Origin of the sequence: Lentisphaera araneosa HTCC2155 (genome assembly GCF_000170755.1) — a bacterium.
In the GTDB taxonomy this organism is placed as follows: domain Bacteria; phylum Verrucomicrobiota; class Lentisphaeria; order Lentisphaerales; family Lentisphaeraceae; genus Lentisphaera; species Lentisphaera araneosa.
This window is the reverse complement of record NZ_ABCK01000004.1, coordinates 297,778-319,831: the sequence shown is the minus strand read 5'-3', so window position 1 is coordinate 319,831 and position 22,054 is coordinate 297,778. Positions and strand designations below refer to the sequence as shown.

The window sequence follows — 22,054 nt, the reverse complement described above, 5'->3', positions numbered from 1 at the left end:
TATTCCTTATTGACTTAAAAGGGTGTCAAAGTCGAATACCTGAACTTTGTCCCACTTGTCTTGGTGTTGGTTTATAAAAGTGTTGTGAGTTGGATCATCTTGATATTTGTTTTGATTTTCGATATCATCAAAAATCAATAAATTTGCGTAGCTGTAAGAGTCCTCAATGACAGATCTTTTTAATGTAGAGGCCGGTGGACCATAACTACCACTTTTCACAAGTGAAATTTCCTGGAGGCTTTGTAGGCTTTTTTCAAAACCCAAAAGTTCTTCTTTACTTAAGCTCGGTTTTAGCCAAAAATAGGCAGTGTGATATATCATAGAATTTTACTCTTTATGATCTTATTAAATTATTTGTTTTAACTTTAGTACTGAGACGATTTCATTTGTTTAATAAGTTTTTGAATAAAATTTATAAGTGGACTCAATGGGGGGCGGTCGGTTTTGGTTCACTATCTACAGAATTGGGGGGAGGGCGCAACAAATTCAAACTCAAGAACGCCTTTTTTTAGAATTGTTTTTCGTTTTTTATTAAGGTTCCTGTTATGCCTCAGTATTAGTTTTTATATGAATTAAATTTTTTTTAGATAATTAAAAAACATAGGGCTTTATAGATGGATATATATATGAACTTTGTCTTGTGGACAACACATGTTAGTGAGCAAGAATTTACGCTGTTTAAAGAATTAAAAGACATGGGCTACACAGGTGTGGAAATTCCCGTTTTTGGAGGAGAGAGGGAACACTATCAAAAAATGGGGAAGGCTATTAAAGAAGTGGGCTTAAAATGTATTGCAGTCACTTGCGTGGGTGCTGACAATGATCCCGCATCACATTTACCTGAAGTTCAAGAAGAGGGCCTCAATCAGCTAAAATGGGCGGTGGACATGTGTACTGAACTTGGTGCCACTTTACTTGTGGGTCCCTTCTACGCAGCGCACGGAAAATTTGATATTGTGGATGGCATCGACGAATGCCGTAAACGTTCGGCAAAAGTTGTTAAATCTGCGGCTCAATACGCCCAAACTAAAGGCATCACTTTCAGTCTGGAGTTCCTCAATCGCTTCGAGATCTTTTTGCTCAATTGTGCAAGTGATACAAGTGATTACCTTAAGCTTGTTGATGAAGAAAACGTTGGCATTCTTTACGATACCCATCATGCCAACATAGAAGAAAAATCCATTACAGAGACTTTTGCTAAGTATGGGCATCAATTTAATCATATCCATTTTAGTGAGAGCCATCGCGGTATCTTGGGGGATGGTCAGGTTAATTGGCAGGAAACTAAAGAAGCACTCGCGAAGATCGACTATAAGGGTGATGTCGCCATCGAAGCCTTTGCCCATGACCTTCCTGGTTTCTCCGAAGTTGCCCACGTTTGGCGAGCCCTGTTTGATTCCAAGCTGGATTTATGCAAAAGCTCAATCTCTTTTGTAAAAGAGACCTTTAAGTAATTTAGTAAATTTATAAAGAAAAGCAGTGTTATCTTGGGTCTAAATTTTAGGTCAATTCACTGCTTAAATAAAATCGTTTAAACAAGGACATTCGATGAGATTAATTGCCCTCTTAATATTTTTCTGTGGCACACTTTTAGCAGCAGATGCACCCCATGTGGTTTTTGTCGTAGGAACCCCACATTACAACCCCAAAGATTCAATGGCGGGCTTAGCCAAACAAATGCAGGAATTGGGCTGGAAAGCCACGGTTATAGACACCGATTATAATGCGGAAGATAACGAAGTTGGTATCGAGGGTTTAGAAGCCCTCAAAGATGCAGATTTAGCGGTTTTTTATCTTAGGTTTTTGAACTTAAAGCCTGAGCAATTTGCTCATATTGAGAATTACTTAAAATCAGGTAAACCAGTATTTTCCTTTAGAACGACGAATCATGGCTTTCGTTTTCCTCGTGATTCCCAATTATATCCCTGGGGGAAAGAGTTTGGCGTACGAGTGACGGGCTCAAGATATTATCCTCATAGTAATGGTAAGACGATGGTCTCTGTTGTTAATCAACATGAGATTCTTACTGGCGTTGAAATATCACCATCTCGTCAGGATCAAGGTAGTCTCTATGTGGTTGATGCTCCCAAGAATGCTACGGTCTTGTTAGAGGGAAAATCGTATTTTAATAACAAAAACAATAAGCATGCGAAAGTCAAAAAAGCCCTCAAGGAAATGGACGAGGAAGGAAATGGTAGAGATGATGTTTTTTGGACTTGGGAAAATGAATGGGGCGGCAAAGTCATCTATTCCAGTATTGGTCATCCGGTTTCCTTCCGCGATAGCAATTGGGTGCGTTTATTCGTTAATGGCTTTCACTGGTTGTTAGATAAACCTGTTCCATCGGTGGACACCAAGATTAAAGCCATTGATGCCGGCACGGTCATGAACACAGTTTATGAAAAGTAGCTTTTCTTACAAAATTTTAATAAAATAGACAGTAGTACACAAAAAGAGATACTTATGAGTTTGGGGTTTGGACTTGCGATGGCAAGTCAGGTCCAAGAGAAAATCAAAGTTGTAGATGTGTGTGCGTCAAATGTCTATAAAAACTATACCGTTGCAAAAGCGTACGATGGCAAAAACCTGATCAGTCACGCTGGATTGGAAAGACAGATAAAGGTGACACGCTTCGACTTAAGTTGAGCTTGGTAGACAGGCAGGAGTTTAGCGACGTACACCCCCATAGTTGCTATGGAAACAATGATGCCCCTTGTATGCTAAGCATCATGCTGTGGGTAATTGTGAAAAAATTTGCATTAACTCATTAAACTTCAATAAAGGGCTAAGTATATAAAAATTAAAGAGCCGTATTTACCTACTAAGATTTTTGTTCAAATAGGAAAAAAAATGAAACCATTAAATTTATTATTACTTACTTTTGCAGTACCTATATGCTGGCTTTCAGCAGATGCTAAGCCAAGATCCAATAATTTGCCATCCCTGTCAAATGCCAGAGAAGCAGGTCGCCTTAAGTCAAATCTACTTAATACAAAAGATCAGAAGATTACGGTTTCAAATTTGGAGCCGACAGCCAATCTTACTGAATTTAATGAAGGCATTGCACCATTATTTAAGAACAAATGCCACGCTTGTCACGGCCCGGAAAAAGTTAAAGGCAGGTTTCGTATCGATAAACTCGATCCCAACCTTTTAAAAGGTCAGGATATAGCCAAGTGGCTCGAAGTCTATGAGGTTTTAAGCCACTCGGAAATGCCCCCCGAAGATGAGCCGGATTATCACTTGAATGATGGCGATCGTAGTAAAATCATCGACTGGCTTGGAGATGAAATTGCCAAGGCTTCGCAGGTGCGCCGCAATGATAAAGGTCACTCATCATTTCGCCGTATGGCAAGGTACGAATATAACCACGCTCTGCAGGATCTACTGGGGTTGCCCTATGATTTTGTCGATCGTTTAGTGACTGAGACTGTTTCTGAAGATGGTTTCAAAAATAGTTCAGAACACCTCCAAATGACGGCGAAGCAGTTCCAAATTTATAGAGATATTGGCCTTCAGGCCCTCAAGAAAGCTACTGTTACGGGAGCGGAACCCAAGCCTTTATATTATAGGGTTCCCATGGCAGATGTCATAGAGCCGTGGCTTAACAAATCCAAGCATCCCAAATTCATCGATAAGGAAACAAAAAAATCTAAAATCGAAATATTCAATAAAAATGATACTGACTACAAAAATATTTCAAAGCAGATGCATGTTGTCAATCATCAAACCGGCGACCTTATTATTCTACATGAAAAAGGAAATAGGAATAAACCAAGCCTATCATTCTCACCAAAGCCAAAAACTGCAAGAGGGATCGATTCGCCTCAGCCTGTCTCCCTTGTCCTGAAAAATGGTCACGAATTTCAATTGAACTTCAGTAATAGCCTTCCGGATGAGGGTACTATGCGGGTTAGCATACGTGCCTCGCGTACGACAATGAACAAAAATGAGTATGTCAGTTTACGTCTTCTTTTTGGAGCCCATACCAGTAATAATGCAAATTTCATGGAGGTCATAAGTAAGGAAGATATGCCGGTAACAGCTTTGCCGGATAAGCCGCAGATGATTCATTTTGAAATTCCCCTTAGCGAAATTCGTCGTAACCCCTTCCGTAAAAATAAAGAAAAATTTCCCAGTCGCTCTGAACTTATGAGACTAAAGGTGATTTCAAATGATGATAAAGTCAATAACGATCAGGAAGCTCTTTCTGTGCTCATTGATCATATCGAAGTAAGTGCGCCTTATTATGAGCAATGGCCCCCAAAAAGTCATACGGCCCTTTTTATTGACAGTAAAAATAAAAATAATGAGCAAGTGTACAGTCGTGAAATCCTTTCAAAATTCATTCAACGCTGTTGGCGTCGTCCGGCAAATGCTGATGAAATAGACCGTTATGCTGCTTTATTTGACAATTATCGCCCCCAATTTGAAAGCTTCGAAGAAACAATGCTCGAAGTACTGGCCACAGTTTTGGCATCACCGGAATTTCTTTACCTGTCACAAACTAAAGAAACTGCCGTGGCGCGATCCGGAGGAAATATTAATGATCTTGAATTGGCCAACCGACTGTCTTTTTTCCTGTGGTCAAGTCTGCCGGATCAGACATTGCTAAAACTAGCTGATCAGGGGAAACTTAAAGATCCCAAAGTTTTAAACGCTCAGATAAAACGGCTATTAGCTGATAAACGTGGCGAACGTTTCTCAAGAAATTTTGTCCAGCAATGGCTCGGGCTCGATGGCATTCAAAATGTCAATCTGAGCAAAGATCTCAACGACGATCTGCGTCAGTCCATGCTCATGGAACCCATTGCTTTTTTCAATGAAGTTTTACAGAGTAATCGTAGTATAATGGACTTTATTCACTCGGACTACGCGATGATTAATGAGGGGCTCGCCCGCCATTATAAAATCCCGAATGTTTATGGGCCGCATTTTCGCAAAGTCGCCATCACAGCCCAAAATAATCGCGGCGGTGTTTTAACCAATGCTATCATCTCAACAATGAACGCCAATGGCAAAGAATCTAACCCCTTAAAGCGCGGTATCTGGATGTTGGAACACATATTAAATGATCCACCGCCACCGCCACCGCCAAATGTCCCGGAAGTCGATCTTACCGATCCAGAAATTTTAAAAATGACTGTTAAGGAACAGATTGAAAACCATCGCGACAATGCCGCCTGCCGTTCCTGCCATGCAAAAATAGATCCTTGGGGTATCGCCTTTGAAAACTATGATGCCTTAGGTGCCTTTCGCAGTCAAATTAACAAAAAGCCAGTAGATGCCACTTCGATTCTTTTCAATAAACAGGAACTAGACGGTATGATTGGCTTAAAGCGTTATCTGCTGGCTGATCGCCAGGATCAGTTTGCCAAAGCTTTCGTCCATAAAATGCTTACTTACGCTCTAGGCCGTTCCTTGAGCTTCAGTGATAGTAGCGATGTCGAGAGCTTAAGTAAAGAGCTAAGAAATAATGGCGATCGTCTTGGTAGTTTAGTCAGTATCATCGTTAACAGCAAAATTTTTCAATCCAAATAAAGGGACTCATTATGAACAAAAATAGATTTACACTTAATCGTAGAAATTTTATTCAAGGAGCGGGGATTGCTTTAACACTTCCATGGATGGAAACTTTTGCGGCAACTTCTGGTACTGTGAGTAAGACTCCAAAGCGCTTTTTCAGCGTCTACCACCCCGATGGTGTTGGTTTACCTCTTAAAAAAGATCCAGCCTGGGAAGACTGGAGTTGGTTCCCTCGTGGAGGAGAAAGGGACTTTAAACTGACTAAAGTTCTCGATGTTCTGGAGCCCCTTAGAAATGATATTACCATCTATTCTGGTTTATCACACCCGGCTCATAGATCTGTTCATGGTCACTCTAATGCCGACCAGTACTTGACTGCTGCAAACTATGGTGGTTTTGGAACTTATAAAAATACTATCTCAATGGACCAGGTCTACGCCAATCATATCGGCGAACACACCCGCCATTCTTCTTTGGTGATGTCGACCAACGGAGGTACAGGTGCTCCGCGCGGAGCTCAGACTTCATCTTTTAATGCTCAAGGCCGTGCTATTCCGGCCATGAACAGTCCAAAGCAGATCTTCGATATGCTTTTTGTGACCAGTGGGAAAGATGCATATAACAAATTAGCCAGAAGCAAAAGTGCTTTAGATGTTCTTCTGGCCGACAGCAAAGCCATGCAACGAAAACTGTCCAGACACGATCAACAGACACTTCAGCAGTATCTCGATGCTGTGCGCGACACAGAAGTCAAATTAGTGAAAGCCCAAAAATGGATAGATACCCCCGTGGCGAAAGTCGATGCCAGCCATTTAAACCTCACGGCTGAACCCCAAGATGCTCGAGCTTATCTTCAGTCCATATACGGTTTGACCTACCTCGCTTTTCTCAGCGATTCCACTCGGGTCGCGACTTACATGATGGGCCGTGAAAATGGCGCCGGTCCCCATGACCTATTGGCCAATGCAGTGGGTCATGATAGCGCCCATGAGTTAACTCATAGAGTCAAGAAACCAGGTGGTTGGAAAAACCTCGGTACTTTCAATCGTTTCCAGCAAGAAGAGTTCGGTCGCTTCGTTCAAAAACTGAAGGATACGCCAGAACCCGATGGCAATGGATCTATGTTGGACAATACTTTTGCCATGCACGGTTCAGCTTCCAGTAGTTTTCACTTGTCTCGCAATTATCCGATCATTTCTGCCGGTGGTAAAAACTTTGGCTTTAATAATGGCCGTTATCTCAAGTTCGGTTCCGATAACGAAGATAATCAGGCGGGTGCTGGTCAAGCGTCGGATGTTGCTTATAAAAGTGAAATCAAAGTTAAAGAAGAGCCTCTTGCGCACCTTTTCGTCACAATTCTTCAAAGGCTCGGGGTGGAAACTGATGAGTTCGCCGGTTTCAAAGGTGGTCTGAATAGAGTTTGATTCTGCTTGTTGGACATGGGAAAAGGCGGTGTAGTAAAGCCGCCTATTCAAGCATCGGTCATCCGCTTTCTTTCCGCGATACAAATTGGGAGCCTTTGCTTGTCAATGGTTTTTATTGCTTGTTAGATAAACCGGTTCCATCGGTGGATACCAAGATCAAAGCCATTGATGCAGATACCGTCATGAACACAGTTTATAAAAGGTAATATTGCACGCGTAAAAGAGCTTGTGGTATGGGGGAGACAGGAAAGGCTATCCCAAGTATTTAAGGCGATTCCGGTTCGCATACCTCGACTGATATAACACAAATGCAATAGAAGGGACTATTATGAAGAAACTATTAACAACATTATTAATATGTTTTGCCGCAGTAACTAGTTCTGCCGCAGACAAGCCGAATATAATCATTATCATGACCCATGATATGGGATTCTCGGATATTGGCTGTTACGGAGGAGAAATTGAAACGCCCAATCTTGATATGCTGGCGAAGAATGGGGTTCACTTTTCGCAATTTTATAATACCAGCCGCTGTTCACCTACACGTAGTAGCTTGATAAGTGGGCTTTATTCCCATCAGGCAGGTATGGGGCTTTTAACCAATGACCAAGGGGAGCACAATCCGGGATATCGTGGAAGATTGATGGAGCGCTGTGTGACAATTGCCGAGGTTCTTCGTCCTCAGGGCTATCTCAGTATTGCAACAGGCAAGTGGCACATGGGACATGAGAAGAAGGAGTGGTGGCCTTTGGGACGTGGCTTTGACCGTTTTTATGGTTGCCCTCAAGGAGGAGGTTTTTTCTTCCGTCCGTCATCCTGGGGGAATCGAACTGTTGTCAGAGGTGATGAAGTCATCTACGACAAAGAGAGGGACCCTGCGGAGGGGTGGTACGCGACTGATGCCTGGACGGATGAAGGACTTAAATATGTTGAAGAAGCTGTTGCTAAGAAGAAACCGTTTTTCTGGTATCTGGCACATAACGCGCCTCATTTTCCTCTGCAGGCAAAGCCTGAGGATATAGCAAAGTACCGGGGGAAATATAAGGCTGGATGGGACGTCATCCGCGAGCAGCGTTATCAGAGGCTTGTTAAGCTCGGTCTGATTGATGAAAACCACAAGCTAGCACCGCGTTATAAGCACGTTCCTGCTTGGGATTCTCTATCTGAAGAGGAAAAGGATACACAAGACGAACGGATGGCGATCTATGCTGCAATGGTAGACTGTGTTGATCAGAACGTGGGGAAAATAATTGATTCATTAAAAAGATTAGGAGTGTATGATAACACGCTAATTATCTTTCTCAGCGATAATGGCGGACAGTCTGAAGGAAAACGCCCCCTTGGCTTTAACCGGGGCAAAGGAGCTCCAGGTACTGCAGAGTCTAATACACATTATGGAACTTGCTGGGCAAACGTATCTAGTGCTCCGTTCAGGAAATTTAAAAACTTGATTCATGAAGGCGGAATATCCACCCCTCTGATCGCTCATTGGCCTAAAGGAATTTCAGCTTCTATTCGTGGATCAATTATTAAACAAACGGCTCATGTTATCGATATTATGCCGACATTAGTTGAGCTGTCGGGAGCACAATACCCCGACAAGCACAAAGGGCATGAAATTATCCCCATGGAAGGTGTCAGCCTGAAGCCTCTTTTTGACGGTGGTAAGATTGAAAGGTCTGATGCTATCTATTTTGAGCATACGGGAAAGAAAGGAGTACGTTATGGAAAATGGAAATTAGTGTGTACGTACGGTCTAAAATGGGAACTCTACGATATGGAGAACGACCGCACAGAGTTGAATGATTTGGCCTCAGAAATGCCCGAAAAGAAGGCTCAGCTTGCTAAAATGTGGGAAGCCTGGGCTGCACGCTGTTTTGTTAAGAAAGCAAAACGTACAAAATAAGTGCACGCCTTTACTTTAAATAACTTTACTTTAAATAACAGGAAATATTCTATGAACAAAGAGATACTGATGAGCTTGGGTCTTGGACTTGCGATGACAAGTCTGGCCCAAGAGAAAATTGAAGTTGTTGATGCCAGTGCGTCAAATGTTTTTAAAAACTATAGCGTTGAAAAAGCGTATGATTGCAACATATCCGATAAGTCGCGCTGGATTGGAAAGGCTGATACAGATGGTCAGGTTTGGCTTGAGTTGAAGTTGGGAGAGAAGCAGGAGCTCAGTGGCGTACACATCTATAGTGGCTACGGAAACAATGATGCCATTGAGGATTTTCATTTTGAATTCAAAAATGATGCAGGGGAATGGGTAAAGATTCCATCGGCGGTGATTTTAGGAAATAAATCGACTGCTCTGAGCTTGCCTTTTGATACAACTATTGATGTTGTCACGGATACACTGCGACTTGTCGTAAGCAAGTCAAAAGGAAATATTGCACGCGTAAAAGAGCTTGTGGTATGGCCGGCTACAGGAAAGGCTATGCCAGGTATTAAAGGATTGCCCGGTTCGAACCAGACCGAAGCTGAAGCCAATACAGACATTCCTCTAATTTACCTGAATCAAAGCGGATTCAATCTAGGGAAGACCAAGCGCTTTACGGCACCCAAGACCGAGGATGGAACACCATTTGAGGTGATTAATAAACGAACAGGTTCGGTGGAGTTTTCTGGTAGTGTTACCAATCACACCGGTGATTTTACTGAGTTTAATCCGGATAGTAATGATGAATTTGTGGTCAAAGCCGGTGAACACGAGTCGTTTCCATTTCGGATCGGTCATTGGTGGTTAGAGCGTGTTACATATCAGAATGCAGTGACTTTTATGGATCAGAGCCGGCACTATTTTGGTACTCATAAAAAGGAGTGTCGAGCTTCTTACGGTTGGCGTGATGACCACCATTTTGCTTGGGAATTAACTACCTTGGTGCCGCAGTATTTATCTAACCCGAGTGCTTATGACCGTATGCCTAAAAACATCCGCTACGAACAACGCGATGAATTCAATGGAGCCTTGGAGCCGTTCAAAGAAAATGCGCCTGATATTGTAAAACTGATTCATTTCGGAGCTGACGTTATCGTCACTCAGGAGCTTAAACACGCTTATCTTAAAGAGCAGTTGGCGTTTTTTCTCTACGCCTGGCCGGCACTCGAACAATGGCTTCCCAAGCAGAATTACACAGTAGTTCGAGATTACGTGTTCGGAGTTTGGGCTAAAACATCGGTTGACCATAAATACCCGTACCCGGGAAAAACTAAATCTCACAATCTGTTCAAGGTTGATCCAAACTATGGTTCAAACAAAGGAGAACTACCTCCAGGGCACTCTGTGCTCCCGAATCTGCTTATGTATGAAGTGGCTAAACGTGAGAAGCGCGATGATGCCGAGCGTTATTTTGAGGCAGCCTATAATCAGGTTGACTGGATGGTGAAAAGTCTGGACTGGAACGATCCTAAGACGACTAAAGGACAGCGGATGTCTGAGCATGTGACAATGACCGGCCTGGCTTTGATGCTGAAACAATATCCGGATCGTGCTCCGCAAGGTCTTGAACAAAAAATTGAAGAGTGGAAAAAAATTGTCATTGGGCGTTCTGAAAACATGTGGGATTTCCGCAAGCTGTCCGATATTCAATGGGTTCCGACCGGGCCAAAACGCACCATGTGGAATGAACCAGGTAATTTGATCGGATTCCCCGCGTGTGCACTTGCTGCATTAAGTGTTACTCCTGACAGTTCGCCAAATGAGCGTTTACGCGAGATTTCAAAGGCACAGATGGATAATGCCTTCGGCCGCAACCCGACGGGTCGCCATTTTTCATATGATGCGCCTCGAGAGATCGAAGGGTGTGAACTTGGCTGGTATAAATTTCACCACGGCGGAATAGGACAACTTGCCAATACTCGCTTTGTATTTGATGCTGCTCCTAAAAATGAACACTACCCGTACAACCCAGAGGTGGGAAATGTTGGCTGGTATGAAGGCTGGGTCAACTTCAATACATGTTTTAATTTAAGCTTGGCTTATATGGCCTACGATGATACAGAGTTGCTTGTTGATAAGAAAAAAGGTGTGATTCGCTTAAAAGCTCCACTGAATTTCGATTATGATAAACTTGAGAAGGCAAGGGTTCAGATTGTCCGCAATGGTAAGCTTGAGGATATTGAACTTACAGAGGAAAATGTAAACTCTGCGTGGCTATCTATCAGCGGAGTTGATTTCTCTGGTGTAACTGAGGTTTCGTATGGTTATGGATATTTCAAGCGTTTCTGGAGCGGGGAGTCATCTGATTTTCACAATCAATTAAAGAGAAAAATAAATAAGTGAGTATATGAGACTAAGTTCAAACCTATCGATGCAGGAACAGTTATGAATACGGTTTATAAAAAATAAATTTTTGTTAAGGCTTCACAGTCGGTAAGTTTGAGATGTTTTTTTTCTTTTTTTAAACACAAGGTACAAAATAATGAAGATAGTAACTCTATTAATAATAATGATGTCAGTTTCTGTAATAGCTGAGGATAAAACAGATAAGCCTGTTCATCTTTTTGTTCTCTCAGGGCAATCTAATATGGCCAGGATGAACCCCAAAACAGGCTTTATACCCGAAGCTGAAAATCTTTTTAAAGATGAAAAAATTGTGTATATAAAAAAATCAATGGGTAGTCAGTATATTCACCGCTGGTTACCAGAGTGGGACGAGATTGCGAAAAGCAAAGGTTTGGAGGAAAATCATAGAAAAAAAATCCTCCGAGATGGCAAGGTCTTATATTATCAGCCAATCCTTGATCAATATAAAGAACTTCTAAAAAAATATCCTAAACCAGCGTCGGTTACTTTCTGTTGGATGCAGGGAGAGAGTGATGCGCAGGGTCGTGTTTCTGTCGCTTACAAAGATTCTCTTAAGTTATTAATTTCTAATTTTCGCCGTGATTTAAAACGTCCGGATATGAATGTCGTTATCGGGCGTATAGCAGATTATGCATTGGATAAAAAGGAATGTGTCAAAATTCGTCGTGTCCAAATTGAAATTGCTAATGAAGATCCCCATGGAGCTTGGGTCGATACAGATGATTTAAATAACATAGAAGTGAACGGTGTGTTGAAAAATGACATTCATTATAGCAAAAAAGGTTACGTCGTTTTAGGTCAACGCTTCGCTCGCCAGGCTCATGCACTTATAACTGGCAAAGAACCAGCAAAAGATGGAAGACCATGAGAACTTATAGGGCACCAGAGCCCGAATATGTACAATACTTTAAACAAAAAAGGAAATTAGAATTGTGAAAGCTTTCATCATTTCAGTGCTCATCGTTACCGCCTTTCAGACAGGTTTCGCCAACAAAGAAAACACGGGTCTTGCTAAGGATCCCGCTGAAATTGTAGACTTCATACTTAAGAACACCCAGAGTAAAGTTCAAACACCGGCAGAAAAAGTGATTGGAGATAAGAACTTTATTCTACGTGGTGATTACTCAAACAGCCGTATTCAGTTCGAAAAAAACAGAAAGGGTCACGTGGCTTTTATCGGTGGGTCTATAACCGAGATGAATGGATATCGACCTATTGTCTGTGAGATGCTTAAAAAACGTTTTCCAGAGACCGCATTTACGTTTACGAATGCTGGGATTGGTTCCACCTGTTCAGATACCGGAGCATTCCGCATGGGGCGTGATGTCCTGTCTAAAGGTCCAGTTGACATGCTTTTTGTCGAATTTGCGGTAAATGATGATCAGGATGGTGGCTATAGCCGTCAGCGCTGTATACGCGGTATGGAGGGGATCATTGCTCAAGCCCGTAAACACAATCCGAATGTTGATATTGTTATAACACATTTTGTGAATGGATCAATCTTGAAAAAACTGAAGAAAGGAGAGGCGCCGATATCGGTTCAGGCTCACAGTGATGTAGCAGAGCAGCATGGAGTATCGGTTAATAATCTGGCTCAAGAGCTGGCTGATCTGACTACTGCAGGAAAGGTTGACTGGAAAACATTTGGTGGAGTTCATCCTAAGAAATACGGGAACACAATGTGTGCAGCTATGATCAGTAATGCGTTGCTTGATGTTTGGAGTAAGCATCTCGCAGCTGGAGCAAAGATAAGTTCACATAAGCTTGTGTCATTACTTGACCCGAAGAGTTATAGTCGTGGGCGTTTTCTTGATGTCTCAGCAGTCGCAATGGATGAAACATGGCAGGTCTCTGTTCCGCGATGGAAGGAAGATAAGATTGCAGGTCTTGTTCGCCCACGTTTTCAACAGTCGCCACTGATCCATAGTTCAACCGTTGGAGGTAAGCTAAAGGTCTCATTTTCAGGAACGGCGATTGGTGCATATGTTCTTTCGGGTCCCGATGCGGCATTGATCCGCTGTAGCATTGATGGGAAACTACCGGTTGAGATTGATCCGCTTCACAGGCACAGTGGATTCCACTATCCACAGACAATTATGTTTTTTGATGACTTGAAAGATGGTGAGCACGTAATGGAGTTAGAGATACTAGATAATCGATCAGGACGCAGGAGAAAAGGTGGAACAGCATTCAGAGCATTGCATTTTACCGCGAATTAATGTTTTTGGGAGAGATGTTGAATGCTCTGTAATCGCAAAAAAAAAAAATAAAGGAAATGAGAGATGTTTAAACAATTGTGTATTGTGATGGCTGTGTGTGTCTGTGTACTTAGTGTCTCGGCAGAGAAAGGAAATGTGGCTAAAGCGACAACTATTTTATGTATCGGAGATTCAATAACAGAGGGAGGTAAAAGCTTCTCGGTCTACCGATATCCCCTCAACAAAAAGCTAATGGATGCTGGTTATAATATAACGTTTATAGGACCAAAAAGTGCAACAAAGGGCGGCGTTACACTTTCACATGCTGGATACGGTGGTAAAAAAACGGCTTCTTTAGACAAGCTATTTAATGGCATTTATGCCGCACATACTGCAGATATTATTTTGATTCATTCAGCTCATAACTCTTTCCATCATCACAAACCTGTAAAAGGGATAGTGGCAAACCTGGAGTCGATTGTTAATAAGGCCAGGGCTGTAAACCCTAAGGTTACCATACTCCTAGGGCAAGGGATCACCAGCGGCAAACTCCCCAAGTATTCTTATATTCCACAACTGAATGTTGAGGTTGGTAAATTGGCGAAACGTTTACATACTGAACAGAGCCCTGTTATTGCAGTAGACCATGCTACAGGCTTTGACTGGAAAACCGATACGACTAAAGATAAAGTTCATCCCAATGCTCAAGGTGCTGAAAAAATGGCGTCAAAATGGTTTGAGGCTCTTGAGAAACTGCCGCAATTGAAGAAAGGCTCAGCGGCAGCGAGGTAACCTGGCCGGTTCCAGATACTTTTCCCGACCATAAGAGCATCCAATTACAGAAAGAAGATACTTAACAAGAGCGCGATTTGCCGAAGGTATTGATCATAGGCGACTCAATATCCATCGGGTATATCCAAAGCAGATAGTAGCGTACGATGAGAAAAGAAATACTGATGAGTTTGGGGCTTGGGCTTGCGATGACAATTCTGGCGGAACAGAAAATAGAAATTGTGGAGACAACTGCATCTGCAGTTTTCAAACAGTACCACACATCCCATGCCGTTGACGGTGTGATCTCAGATGAATCCCGTTGGATTGACGGCAAAGATGAAAATGGCAAGATCTGACTTGCTTTAGAACTAAAACAACATAGTAACGTACGATGAGAAAAGAAATATTTATGATTTTGAGCCTTGGACTTGCGATGACAGGTCTGGCGAAAGAGAAAATTGAAGTTGTGGGAGCCAGGGCATCTGCAGTTTACAAAGAGTACCAAGCATCAAACGCCATTGATGGTGTGATCTCAGATAAATCCCGTTGGGTTGGTGTCAAAGATGAATATGGCAAAATCTGGCTTGCTTTAGAATTTAAGCAGAAGAGCTCTGTCAGCAGTTTTCAACTGTATTCAGGTCGCGGAAAGACGGATGCCATAGATAGTTTTCATGTAGAAATTAAAAATCAGAGTGGAGAGTGGGTGAAGGTCCCCGGTTCAGCAGTAAGCAAGAATAAAAGTATCCAGCGTGAAGTTGTTTTTGAAGCTCCAGTGACTGTTAAAGAACTCCGTGTAATGATTACTAAGACACTGGGTGACATTGCCCGGGTGAAAGAGGTGGTGTTATACAGTGATACTCCTTCTAAAAGTAAAAAAAGGATACTTACAATATAGGTTTACCCCAAGTTAATAATATTTATCCCCCTTTGAGGGAGGCTATGAATTGAGCATAATTAAATCAGACCTTTCTTCGAGGGAAGTTTTGAATCAAAAGTTTATACATGTCGTCGAAGACGGCAAATGTCATTAGCTCTGGGGTTTAGCCCGGAGGGTGGAGTAATAAAATTTCCGGTCGTCGAAGACGGCGAATATGTCTGTGATAATATGTACGCCCTCATCGAGGACGAATGATTTTTGATACCTTATGATCTCGGGGTTCACTACGTTCACCCCAAGCTAATGACGTCTATCCCTCTTCGAGGGATAAAATGAATAAGAAAACTCTATATGTCGCCGGAGGCGGTAAATATCATTAGCTCTGGGGTTTAGCCCGGAGGAATATATAAAAATACCTTCCCGGTCGTCGAAGACGGCCAATAAATAATTGCATTAGACATATCAAAATAATACCTTGATTCCAAAAGGATTATTGGAGGTATCATGTCTTACGTACAATCTTATTATCATATAGTTTTTTCGGTTAAAGAAAGACTACCCTTATTAAAGCAAGATATACGAGAAGATATTTATAAGTATATATGGGGGATATGTAAGAATAAGGGATGTTATTTATATCGAATAGGTGGAATAGAGGATCATATCCATATGCTTATTAATCTTCATACTAGTCTATGTCTTGCGGATTTTATTCGAGACTTAAAAACATCTACAACAACTTGGATAAAGTCAGAAAATATCATATCAAAATTTCCAGGCTGGCAAAGTGAATATGCAGCTATAAGTAAATCGTTTAATGAACTTCCAGTAACAATTGAGTATATAAAAAATCAGGAAGATCATCATAAAAAGATGACATGGAAAGAAGAGTTGATCACTTTATTTGATAGTGCTGGAGTGGATTATAAAAAAGAATTTTTGAAGTAGTACGCCCTCTCCGAGGACGAATCAGTTAAGACCTCATGATCTCGGGGTTCACTACGTTCACCCCAAGCTAATGACGTCTATCCCTCTTCGAGGGAAGTTTTGATTCAACTTTCTATTTAATGTCGCTGGAGGTGGCAAATGTGATAAGCTCCGGGTGAGGGCATTGCCCGTAGCCCGGAGGACATGGTTACAAACAAATCCGGTCGTCGAAGACGGCCAATGTTCCATTAAAAATAGGGTCGTGGCATTAGATGACTAATTCGTGTATATATCTTAATTTTTAAAATAATGTGATTTTTTTGAAAAAACTTATTAAGCTTTATTAATCGCTTCAGTATTTAACTCTAAAGAACAGCTTTTTGAACTTTAATTGGAGTCATACAAATAATGAAAAAGAATCGGTACGTATCTTTGATAGAGATTTTAGTGGTCATCAGCATCATTGCTATCTTGGCTTCAATACTTCTTCCAGTCTTAGGTAAAGCGAGAAGAACCTCAAAAGTTGTCTTGTCAATAAATAACTTAAAGCAACTATACCTTGGGGCCAATATGTATGTTTTAGATAATGATGGTAAATTTTTTAGGTGTTCTGTGAATCCCCATGAGAATGAAACTAGTGTTTGGTGGGGAAGAAAGGTCTACGAAGCCATAAAACCTGGTTCGAGTTATATAATGGGAGCGGGTAGTTCATACCATGATTTGCATGCTTGTCCAATCATTACTACAGAGGGGCAGTACAATCTTAGCGGTAATTGGCGTGGTTTTTCATCTTATAGCCTGAATAGATATTTTAATGATAGTCATAGAAAAATGTCGGATATTGCTGGTGAAGGTAAGCTGGAAGTCTTTATGGGAGCTGCCCAACCCTTAACTAATTGGCGGGCATATCCTAGGCTAGATTCTACAGATATCACAAATTCCGGTAGCTGGACGGGGCTTACTTATGTCTACCCAAAGAGTAAGTCTTTAGGCTCTTTTATTGATGGAAGTGCCAGATTAATTAGTGTAGGTGAAGGTGCCATGATGTCGCCCCTGGTGGGTGACGGTAGCACCTTTGAGTGATGATCAAGCTTTCAGTCGTCGAAGTTGGTTATTATGTACGCCCTCTCCGAGGACGAATTATTTTTACTTCCTTATGATCTCGGGGTTTACTACGTTCACCCCAAGCTAATGACGTCTATCCCTCTTCGAGGGATATCATGATCAGAGGATGTTTCCCATGTTTATCCCTCTCCGAGGGTTTTTTTGATTCAACTTTCTATTTAATGTCGCTGGAGGCGGCAAATGTCATTAGCTCCGGGTGAGGGCTCTGCCCGTAACCCGGAGAAACATATATAACCTATGCGGTCGTCGAAGACGGCCAATGTGTCTGTGATAATATGTACACCCTCTCCGAGGACGAATTATTTTTACTGCCTTATGATCTCGGGGTTTACACCCCAAGCTAATCACATTAACCCCTTTTCGAGGGAAGTGATATATGCTAAAATAGAAAACAAAAAAAGGAATGAAAATGAAAAAAATATTACTAAGTGCAATGTTTATACTGACAACTTTTGTTTATGCAGAAGTTCCCAAGTCCCTAGAAGGTAATTGGTCTCTAAATAAAGAGGCTTCAATTAAAGAGTTAGAGTCGTTGGATGAAAATGAAAAAACCTTAGCGATGATGCGTTTGAATGTTATGTCAGACATTAAATATGTAGTAGATGATAATTCAATAAAGATGTCTAAGAAAGGTAAAGTTATAAATGAATCCACTATAACAAAAGTAGTTCAAGATAAAAAGAATGTTATCATTGAAATATCATTTTCAAATAAAGGCAAAAAAGGAAAACAAAGCTTAACTTTTATTCCCAAAGATAAGGGTAATTATTTTATCGACTCCGGTAAATTTGGTAATATGAACCAATTTGTTTGGAGTAAAAATTAAAGATAAAGCATAATTGCCTCTTTAAGAGGGTGTTTATGGACCACTCGCTTAGCTTTTTTAGTTAATCGCTTTTGTAAGGAATGTCGCCGAAGGCGGCAAATGTCATTAGCTCCGGGTGAGGGCAGGGCCCGCAACCCGGAGAAATGGATACAGAAAGCAATCGGTCGTCGAAGACGGCCAATATTATCTGTGAGAATATGTACGCCCTCACTGAGGACGAATGATTTTTGATGCCTTGTGATCTCGGGGTTCACGTTGTTCACCCCAAGTTAATGACGTCTATCCCTCTCCGAGGGATTTTTTGATTCAACGTTTTATTTAATGTCGCCGGAGGCGGCAAATGTGATTAGCTCCGGGGTTTAACCCGGAGGGTGGAGTAATAAAATCTTCGGTCGTCGAAGACGGCCAATGTGTACGCCCTCTCCGAGGACGAATTGTTTTTGATGCTTTATGATCTCGGGGTTCACTACGTTCACCCCAAGCTAATGACGTCTATCCCTCTTCGAGGGATATCATGATCAGAGGATATTCCCCATGTTTATCCCTCTTCGAGGGACTGATTGAGTCAGTTTCCTTATCGAAGTCGCCGAAGGTGGCAAATGTCATTAGCTCAGGGGTTTAGCCCGGAGAAACATATACAAACCTCTCCGGTCGTCGAAGACGGCTATTATTTTTCTCTAGGTTTAAGGTAACCGTCTTGGATCTTGCCATCTTTATCAATCTTTCCAGATGTCCAAAGGATTGCATTGATGATCATTTTTTTATACTCAGGCATTTCCATAGTGCTATTGTGATGCCCAAGAGTGGTTCCAAAAACGCGAATTCCATCAAGCTCGTGTGCAAAGACACAAATTTGGGTATGATCGCTTTTATTACCAGCTAAAGTTGTTCCCTTGGCTATGGCCACTGTACCTTCATTTAATTTCGTACGATATAATTCGCCCTCACTTGTTTTAAAACGATCAAGATTTATCGCTTTTGATACGGGGTGTGTTTTATTGATGAATTCAACGTCAATAGGAGCTTTGCGCCCGTGTGTTTTGCAATGGACACCACAGAGACGATCCCAGGCATTGGTGTCTCTAAAGCTATGAAAACTTCCATGGGTTAAAACCACGCCAACTTTATTTTTGATATGATTATCAATGACTTCGTTAATTTTGATGTCATCTTTAAATCCCACATGGCAATGATTGTGAAATACCACATCGTAGCCCTTGGCGAAATCCGTCGCCATAATCTGAGGTAGGACCTCAGTTTTTGGTTTGACAGGGTGCTCTTTTGTACTGGTCCACTTAATATCTATGGTAGCATTTATTTGTGATTCAATAGTCTTTTTTAGTAAAGGCGCTTGGGTTTTGTAATCATGCCAGCCACCGCCAGTGATCATTAAGACTTTTATCGGTTTTACTTGCTCGGCAATCACCGTGTTCAGCATGAGTAATGAGAATAAAATGAATAAATGTTTTTTCACAGTTTTTCCTTATTATTGTTAGAGTTTTTACTTATATTGCGTGTTCACAATTACTTATTGAGTTTTTTGATGTATTCGATCAAGTCGGCAAATTCCCGTAGAGTCAGGCTATCAGCCAAGTGCATTAACATCATGCTTGGACCAGGCTCCGTTGATTTTATATCTGCTGTTTTAATATTTGTCTTTATTCCGGCAATATTAGAAATGGTCACTTCACTTTTAGTCCTCTTTAATAAAGTTCCGGTATGTTCGGTACCGTTCTTCAGAGTAATATTTACCCAGCTCTTTGAGATAGACTCTGCAGGTCTAACAATAGACATAGCAATATCTTGCTTTGAAACCTTAGTCAGTTTAGTCAGGTCTGGACCTTTTACGACTTGACCAGCTTCAATATTATGACAGCCAATACAGCCAATTTTATTGATGACTTTTTTACCCCTGCCTACATTACCTTTGTGTTTATCTAATGAGGCCATGAGATCTTCCAAAGAAGTTTTACCAACAGTTTGTACTTTCTTCTTTTTCTTAGGTGATTTAGAGATTGCCTGACAGCGTTTCATTTCCTCAGTAATCACATCTTTTTCTGCCTGATTCAGGGGTTCCATGTAGGACTTTAGGAAGACGTTTATTTTATCTGTAGCATCCCAATTTTCATGGTAGTAGTAGGGGCCATGTGGATTGGGGCGTGTTTTCCACCATACATAGCTAGTATCAAACTGTTTTTCTTTTTGATGAAGACGAATGAGGGTCTTGACAATATTATTTTTAAATTCTGGCTTTGTTGTAGATTTAACTCGCGCTATTAAAGCATCCACAACTTTATTACTGTGAAAGTACTTCATGGTAAAAAGAGCGGCAGCCTGCAGATTTTCGTCTTTTGAATTCAAGGCAGAGATTGTCTCATCCTGGGCATCCAACAAAAGTAAGGATTGACGAGCAACATGTCCCAAAAGTCTGTCATGCATTGGAGTTGAATGATACTTTTGTTTTTGCGACTGATCACCCATGTTTTTAAGCAGCTCGGGATTTATTGCTGGAGGATTCGCCAATGCTAAAAGGGCAGGGGCTACCGATTTATTTCCAGTGCGGCCCAATGCTACAGCAGCAGCAACTTTTACACGATCGTTAGAGTCTGAAAGTGCTTTAATTAATAAAGTGGCATCAGCTTTTTTAGCCATTGCCAACTGATCGCCCATACAGCGAACAAGATGCTCGCGAAGTTCAACTACGGGATAGAGTTTCTCCAGTGTAGGAAGTGCCTCTTGTCCTCCTAATTGAGCTATGGTATAAACAGCTGCGACACGAGCTGCAAGAGAAAGCTTGGCATCTTTTGCTTGAGTAGCAATTGCAGGCAATAGCTGACTTGCCTTGCGAGCTAGAATCTCCTGCTGTGCATCCACACGGGCAGTTTGACTCTCAGATGCTAAGTACTTAAGAAGTTCCTGCTCGCTGACTTCACTTAGTTTAGGGAATGGCTTATATTCTAGACCTTCTGGAATGTAACTTTCTACATAGCCTTTTGCATTATGACCTTTGAAGCTGGCACCTGCCCAGGCTGAGATATAAACTCGTCCAGAAGCATCGACATCAATATCGGTTACTTGTCTGGATTTGACAAAAGTCTCGGGTTCCTTTGCAATAAATGAAGGACCTTGAGCTTTTACATCGTGAATAAAGATCTGGGATCTACCCCAATCACAAAGAAGAGCTTTGTTATTATATTTGTCGGGCCAGCCCGGTTCACTCAAAAATAATGCTCCAGTTCCTGAACCTCCACCGTATTCATTCAAAGCGGGAATGATGTCCTCCGGAAAGTTCATATAGAGAGAAGGGTAACCATATTCACCACTTTGTATGTAATGACTGAAGCGAATCCACCAACCGACGCCGTCATTATTATTTTCACGAGTAAAGACATTCATAAAAGGATCAATGGCAACATCGTATACATTTCTCGTACCGTGAACAAAGTTTTCCAGTCCACTGCCATCTGGACGAACGCGGACAACACCGCCCCCCTGATAGTTGAGAGACTTTCCATCAGCGCCAATGGCATTCTGAAAGCCAAAGTCACCAACTGAAATATAAAGCCAGCCATCAATGCCAAGGCGAAGACCGTTGGTACTATGGTCGGTCCCACGTCCTTTGAGGGGCGCGTGATTGCCGATATCCTTAACTAAAGTTTTGGGAGGGCCATCCGCAACTCCATCATCATTGGCATCAGTAAAAACGGAAATGTATTGGTTGTCGATGAATCCCTCTTTCCCGAAAACAGAATGCAAAACGAATAGTTTATTACCTACAGCCACAAGTCCGCGGGGATTATCAACTTTTGCATAAAGGGTATGTTTATCTGCGACACCGTCATGATCACTGTCAATTAAACGAATAATCTTACCCAAACCACCTTCTTTGCCAAGAGAGCCCTGCATATCCACACCAACATAAACTTCACCTGTGGCAGCTGCACAAAGAACGGCTGGAGATGGCGTGATTTTACTGTCAGAAAATATTGTTTTTATTAATTTGGTTTCTGACCATGCTGGGGTGATCAAAGTACTTAGTAGTGCTGTTAGGATTATTTTTTTCATAGT

The 22,054-nt window shown here is 41.7% G+C and carries 18 protein-coding genes; 15 read left to right on the top strand and 3 right to left on the bottom strand.

Annotated features, from left to right (window positions below; genetic code table 11):
* Window positions 1–6: 6 nt before the first annotated feature.
* Window positions 7–321: a Dabb family protein gene (locus tag LNTAR_RS05660; protein ID WP_007277690.1), complete on the bottom strand. Its 315-nt coding sequence runs from the start codon at window positions 319–321 to the stop codon at window positions 7–9.
* 293 nt (window positions 322–614) lie between these two features.
* On the opposite strand from LNTAR_RS05660, the gene LNTAR_RS05655 reads away from it, so the two are divergent.
* The 15 genes from LNTAR_RS05655 (at window position 615) to LNTAR_RS05590 (ending at window position 17,986) form a co-directional block, all read left to right on the top strand.
* Window positions 615–1,454 (top strand): sugar phosphate isomerase/epimerase family protein, encoded by an 840-nt coding sequence (locus LNTAR_RS05655; RefSeq protein ID WP_157473278.1) that lies wholly within the window; start codon window positions 615–617, stop codon window positions 1,452–1,454.
* 94 nt (window positions 1,455–1,548) lie between these two features.
* On the top strand, window positions 1,549–2,409 hold the full coding sequence (locus LNTAR_RS05650; RefSeq protein ID WP_007277688.1) for a ThuA domain-containing protein: 861 nt from the start codon (window positions 1,549–1,551) through the stop codon (window positions 2,407–2,409).
* A gap of 54 nt (window positions 2,410–2,463) precedes the next feature.
* Window positions 2,464–2,646, top strand: coding sequence for a hypothetical protein (locus tag LNTAR_RS05645; protein ID WP_007277687.1), 183 nt, complete (start codon window positions 2,464–2,466; stop codon window positions 2,644–2,646).
* 204 nt (window positions 2,647–2,850) lie between these two features.
* Window positions 2,851–5,541: a DUF1592 domain-containing protein gene (locus tag LNTAR_RS05640; protein ID WP_007277686.1), complete on the top strand. Its 2,691-nt coding sequence runs from the start codon at window positions 2,851–2,853 to the stop codon at window positions 5,539–5,541.
* An 11-nt stretch (window positions 5,542–5,552) separates the two neighbouring features.
* Window positions 5,553–6,950, top strand: a complete 1,398-nt coding sequence (locus tag LNTAR_RS05635) for a DUF1552 domain-containing protein (RefSeq protein ID WP_007277685.1) — start codon at window positions 5,553–5,555, stop codon at window positions 6,948–6,950.
* Between the two features lie 328 nt (window positions 6,951–7,278).
* Window positions 7,279–8,856, top strand: a complete 1,578-nt coding sequence (locus LNTAR_RS05630; RefSeq protein ID WP_007277684.1) for an arylsulfatase — start codon at window positions 7,279–7,281, stop codon at window positions 8,854–8,856.
* A gap of 51 nt (window positions 8,857–8,907) precedes the next feature.
* Window positions 8,908–11,235: a discoidin domain-containing protein gene (locus LNTAR_RS05625; RefSeq protein ID WP_007277683.1), complete on the top strand. Its 2,328-nt coding sequence runs from the start codon at window positions 8,908–8,910 to the stop codon at window positions 11,233–11,235.
* A gap of 139 nt (window positions 11,236–11,374) precedes the next feature.
* Window positions 11,375–12,127: a sialate O-acetylesterase gene (locus tag LNTAR_RS05620; protein ID WP_083799963.1), complete on the top strand. Its 753-nt coding sequence runs from the start codon at window positions 11,375–11,377 to the stop codon at window positions 12,125–12,127.
* A 64-nt stretch (window positions 12,128–12,191) separates the two neighbouring features.
* Window positions 12,192–13,478: an SGNH/GDSL hydrolase family protein gene (locus LNTAR_RS05615; RefSeq protein ID WP_007277681.1), complete on the top strand. Its 1,287-nt coding sequence runs from the start codon at window positions 12,192–12,194 to the stop codon at window positions 13,476–13,478.
* 63 nt (window positions 13,479–13,541) lie between these two features.
* Window positions 13,542–14,249, top strand: a complete 708-nt coding sequence (locus LNTAR_RS05610; RefSeq protein ID WP_007277680.1) for a GDSL-type esterase/lipase family protein — start codon at window positions 13,542–13,544, stop codon at window positions 14,247–14,249.
* A 146-nt stretch (window positions 14,250–14,395) separates the two neighbouring features.
* Entirely contained in the window at window positions 14,396–14,587 is a 192-nt protein-coding gene (locus LNTAR_RS27095; protein WP_007277679.1) for a hypothetical protein, read from the top strand.
* A gap of 35 nt (window positions 14,588–14,622) precedes the next feature.
* Entirely contained in the window at window positions 14,623–15,126 is a 504-nt protein-coding gene (locus LNTAR_RS05605; protein ID WP_083799962.1) for a discoidin domain-containing protein, read from the top strand.
* Window positions 15,127–15,612: 486 nt separating this feature from the next.
* Entirely contained in the window at window positions 15,613–16,056 is a 444-nt protein-coding gene (gene tnpA, locus LNTAR_RS05600) for an IS200/IS605 family transposase (protein ID WP_007277676.1), read from the top strand.
* Between the two features lie 387 nt (window positions 16,057–16,443).
* Entirely contained in the window at window positions 16,444–17,118 is a 675-nt protein-coding gene (locus LNTAR_RS27090) for a prepilin-type N-terminal cleavage/methylation domain-containing protein (protein WP_007277675.1), read from the top strand.
* Window positions 17,119–17,569: 451 nt separating this feature from the next.
* Window positions 17,570–17,986, top strand: a complete 417-nt coding sequence (locus tag LNTAR_RS05590) for a hypothetical protein (RefSeq protein WP_007277674.1) — start codon at window positions 17,570–17,572, stop codon at window positions 17,984–17,986.
* A 667-nt stretch (window positions 17,987–18,653) separates the two neighbouring features.
* Here the strand turns inward: LNTAR_RS05590 and LNTAR_RS05585 are convergent.
* Together LNTAR_RS05585 and LNTAR_RS05580 are read right to left on the bottom strand one after the other, a co-directional pair.
* On the bottom strand, window positions 18,654–19,460 hold the full coding sequence (locus LNTAR_RS05585; protein ID WP_007277673.1) for a ThuA domain-containing protein: 807 nt from the start codon (window positions 19,458–19,460) through the stop codon (window positions 18,654–18,656).
* Between the two features lie 50 nt (window positions 19,461–19,510).
* The gene (locus LNTAR_RS05580) at window positions 19,511–22,051 is read right to left on the bottom strand and encodes a DUF7133 domain-containing protein (RefSeq protein ID WP_007277672.1); all 2,541 of its coding nucleotides are present in this window, start codon (window positions 22,049–22,051) and stop codon (window positions 19,511–19,513) included.
* Window positions 22,052–22,054: the final 3 nt, after the last annotated feature.

Excerpts from the sequence above, each read along its gene's own strand:
- LNTAR_RS05660 (WP_007277690.1), bottom strand. The coding sequence starts at position 321 with ATGATATATCACACTGCCTATTTTTGGCTAAAACCGAGCTTAAGTAAA.
- LNTAR_RS05655 (WP_157473278.1), top strand. The coding sequence starts at position 615 with ATGGATATATATATGAACTTTGTCTTGTGGACAACACATGTTAGTGAG.
- LNTAR_RS05650 (WP_007277688.1), top strand. The coding sequence starts at position 1,549 with ATGAGATTAATTGCCCTCTTAATATTTTTCTGTGGCACACTTTTAGCA.
- LNTAR_RS05645 (WP_007277687.1), top strand. The coding sequence starts at position 2,464 with ATGAGTTTGGGGTTTGGACTTGCGATGGCAAGTCAGGTCCAAGAGAAA.
- LNTAR_RS05640 (WP_007277686.1), top strand. The coding sequence starts at position 2,851 with ATGAAACCATTAAATTTATTATTACTTACTTTTGCAGTACCTATATGC.
- LNTAR_RS05635 (WP_007277685.1), top strand. The coding sequence starts at position 5,553 with ATGAACAAAAATAGATTTACACTTAATCGTAGAAATTTTATTCAAGGA.
- LNTAR_RS05630 (WP_007277684.1), top strand. The coding sequence starts at position 7,279 with ATGAAGAAACTATTAACAACATTATTAATATGTTTTGCCGCAGTAACT.
- LNTAR_RS05625 (WP_007277683.1), top strand. The coding sequence starts at position 8,908 with ATGAACAAAGAGATACTGATGAGCTTGGGTCTTGGACTTGCGATGACA.
- LNTAR_RS05620 (WP_083799963.1), top strand. The coding sequence starts at position 11,375 with ATGAAGATAGTAACTCTATTAATAATAATGATGTCAGTTTCTGTAATA.
- LNTAR_RS05610 (WP_007277680.1), top strand. The coding sequence starts at position 13,542 with ATGTTTAAACAATTGTGTATTGTGATGGCTGTGTGTGTCTGTGTACTT.
- LNTAR_RS27095 (WP_007277679.1), top strand. The coding sequence starts at position 14,396 with ATGAGAAAAGAAATACTGATGAGTTTGGGGCTTGGGCTTGCGATGACA.
- LNTAR_RS05605 (WP_083799962.1), top strand. The coding sequence starts at position 14,623 with ATGAGAAAAGAAATATTTATGATTTTGAGCCTTGGACTTGCGATGACA.
- tnpA (WP_007277676.1), top strand. The coding sequence starts at position 15,613 with ATGTCTTACGTACAATCTTATTATCATATAGTTTTTTCGGTTAAAGAA.
- LNTAR_RS27090 (WP_007277675.1), top strand. The coding sequence starts at position 16,444 with ATGAAAAAGAATCGGTACGTATCTTTGATAGAGATTTTAGTGGTCATC.
- LNTAR_RS05590 (WP_007277674.1), top strand. The coding sequence starts at position 17,570 with ATGAAAAAAATATTACTAAGTGCAATGTTTATACTGACAACTTTTGTT.
- LNTAR_RS05580 (WP_007277672.1), bottom strand. The coding sequence starts at position 22,051 with ATGAAAAAAATAATCCTAACAGCACTACTAAGTACTTTGATCACCCCA.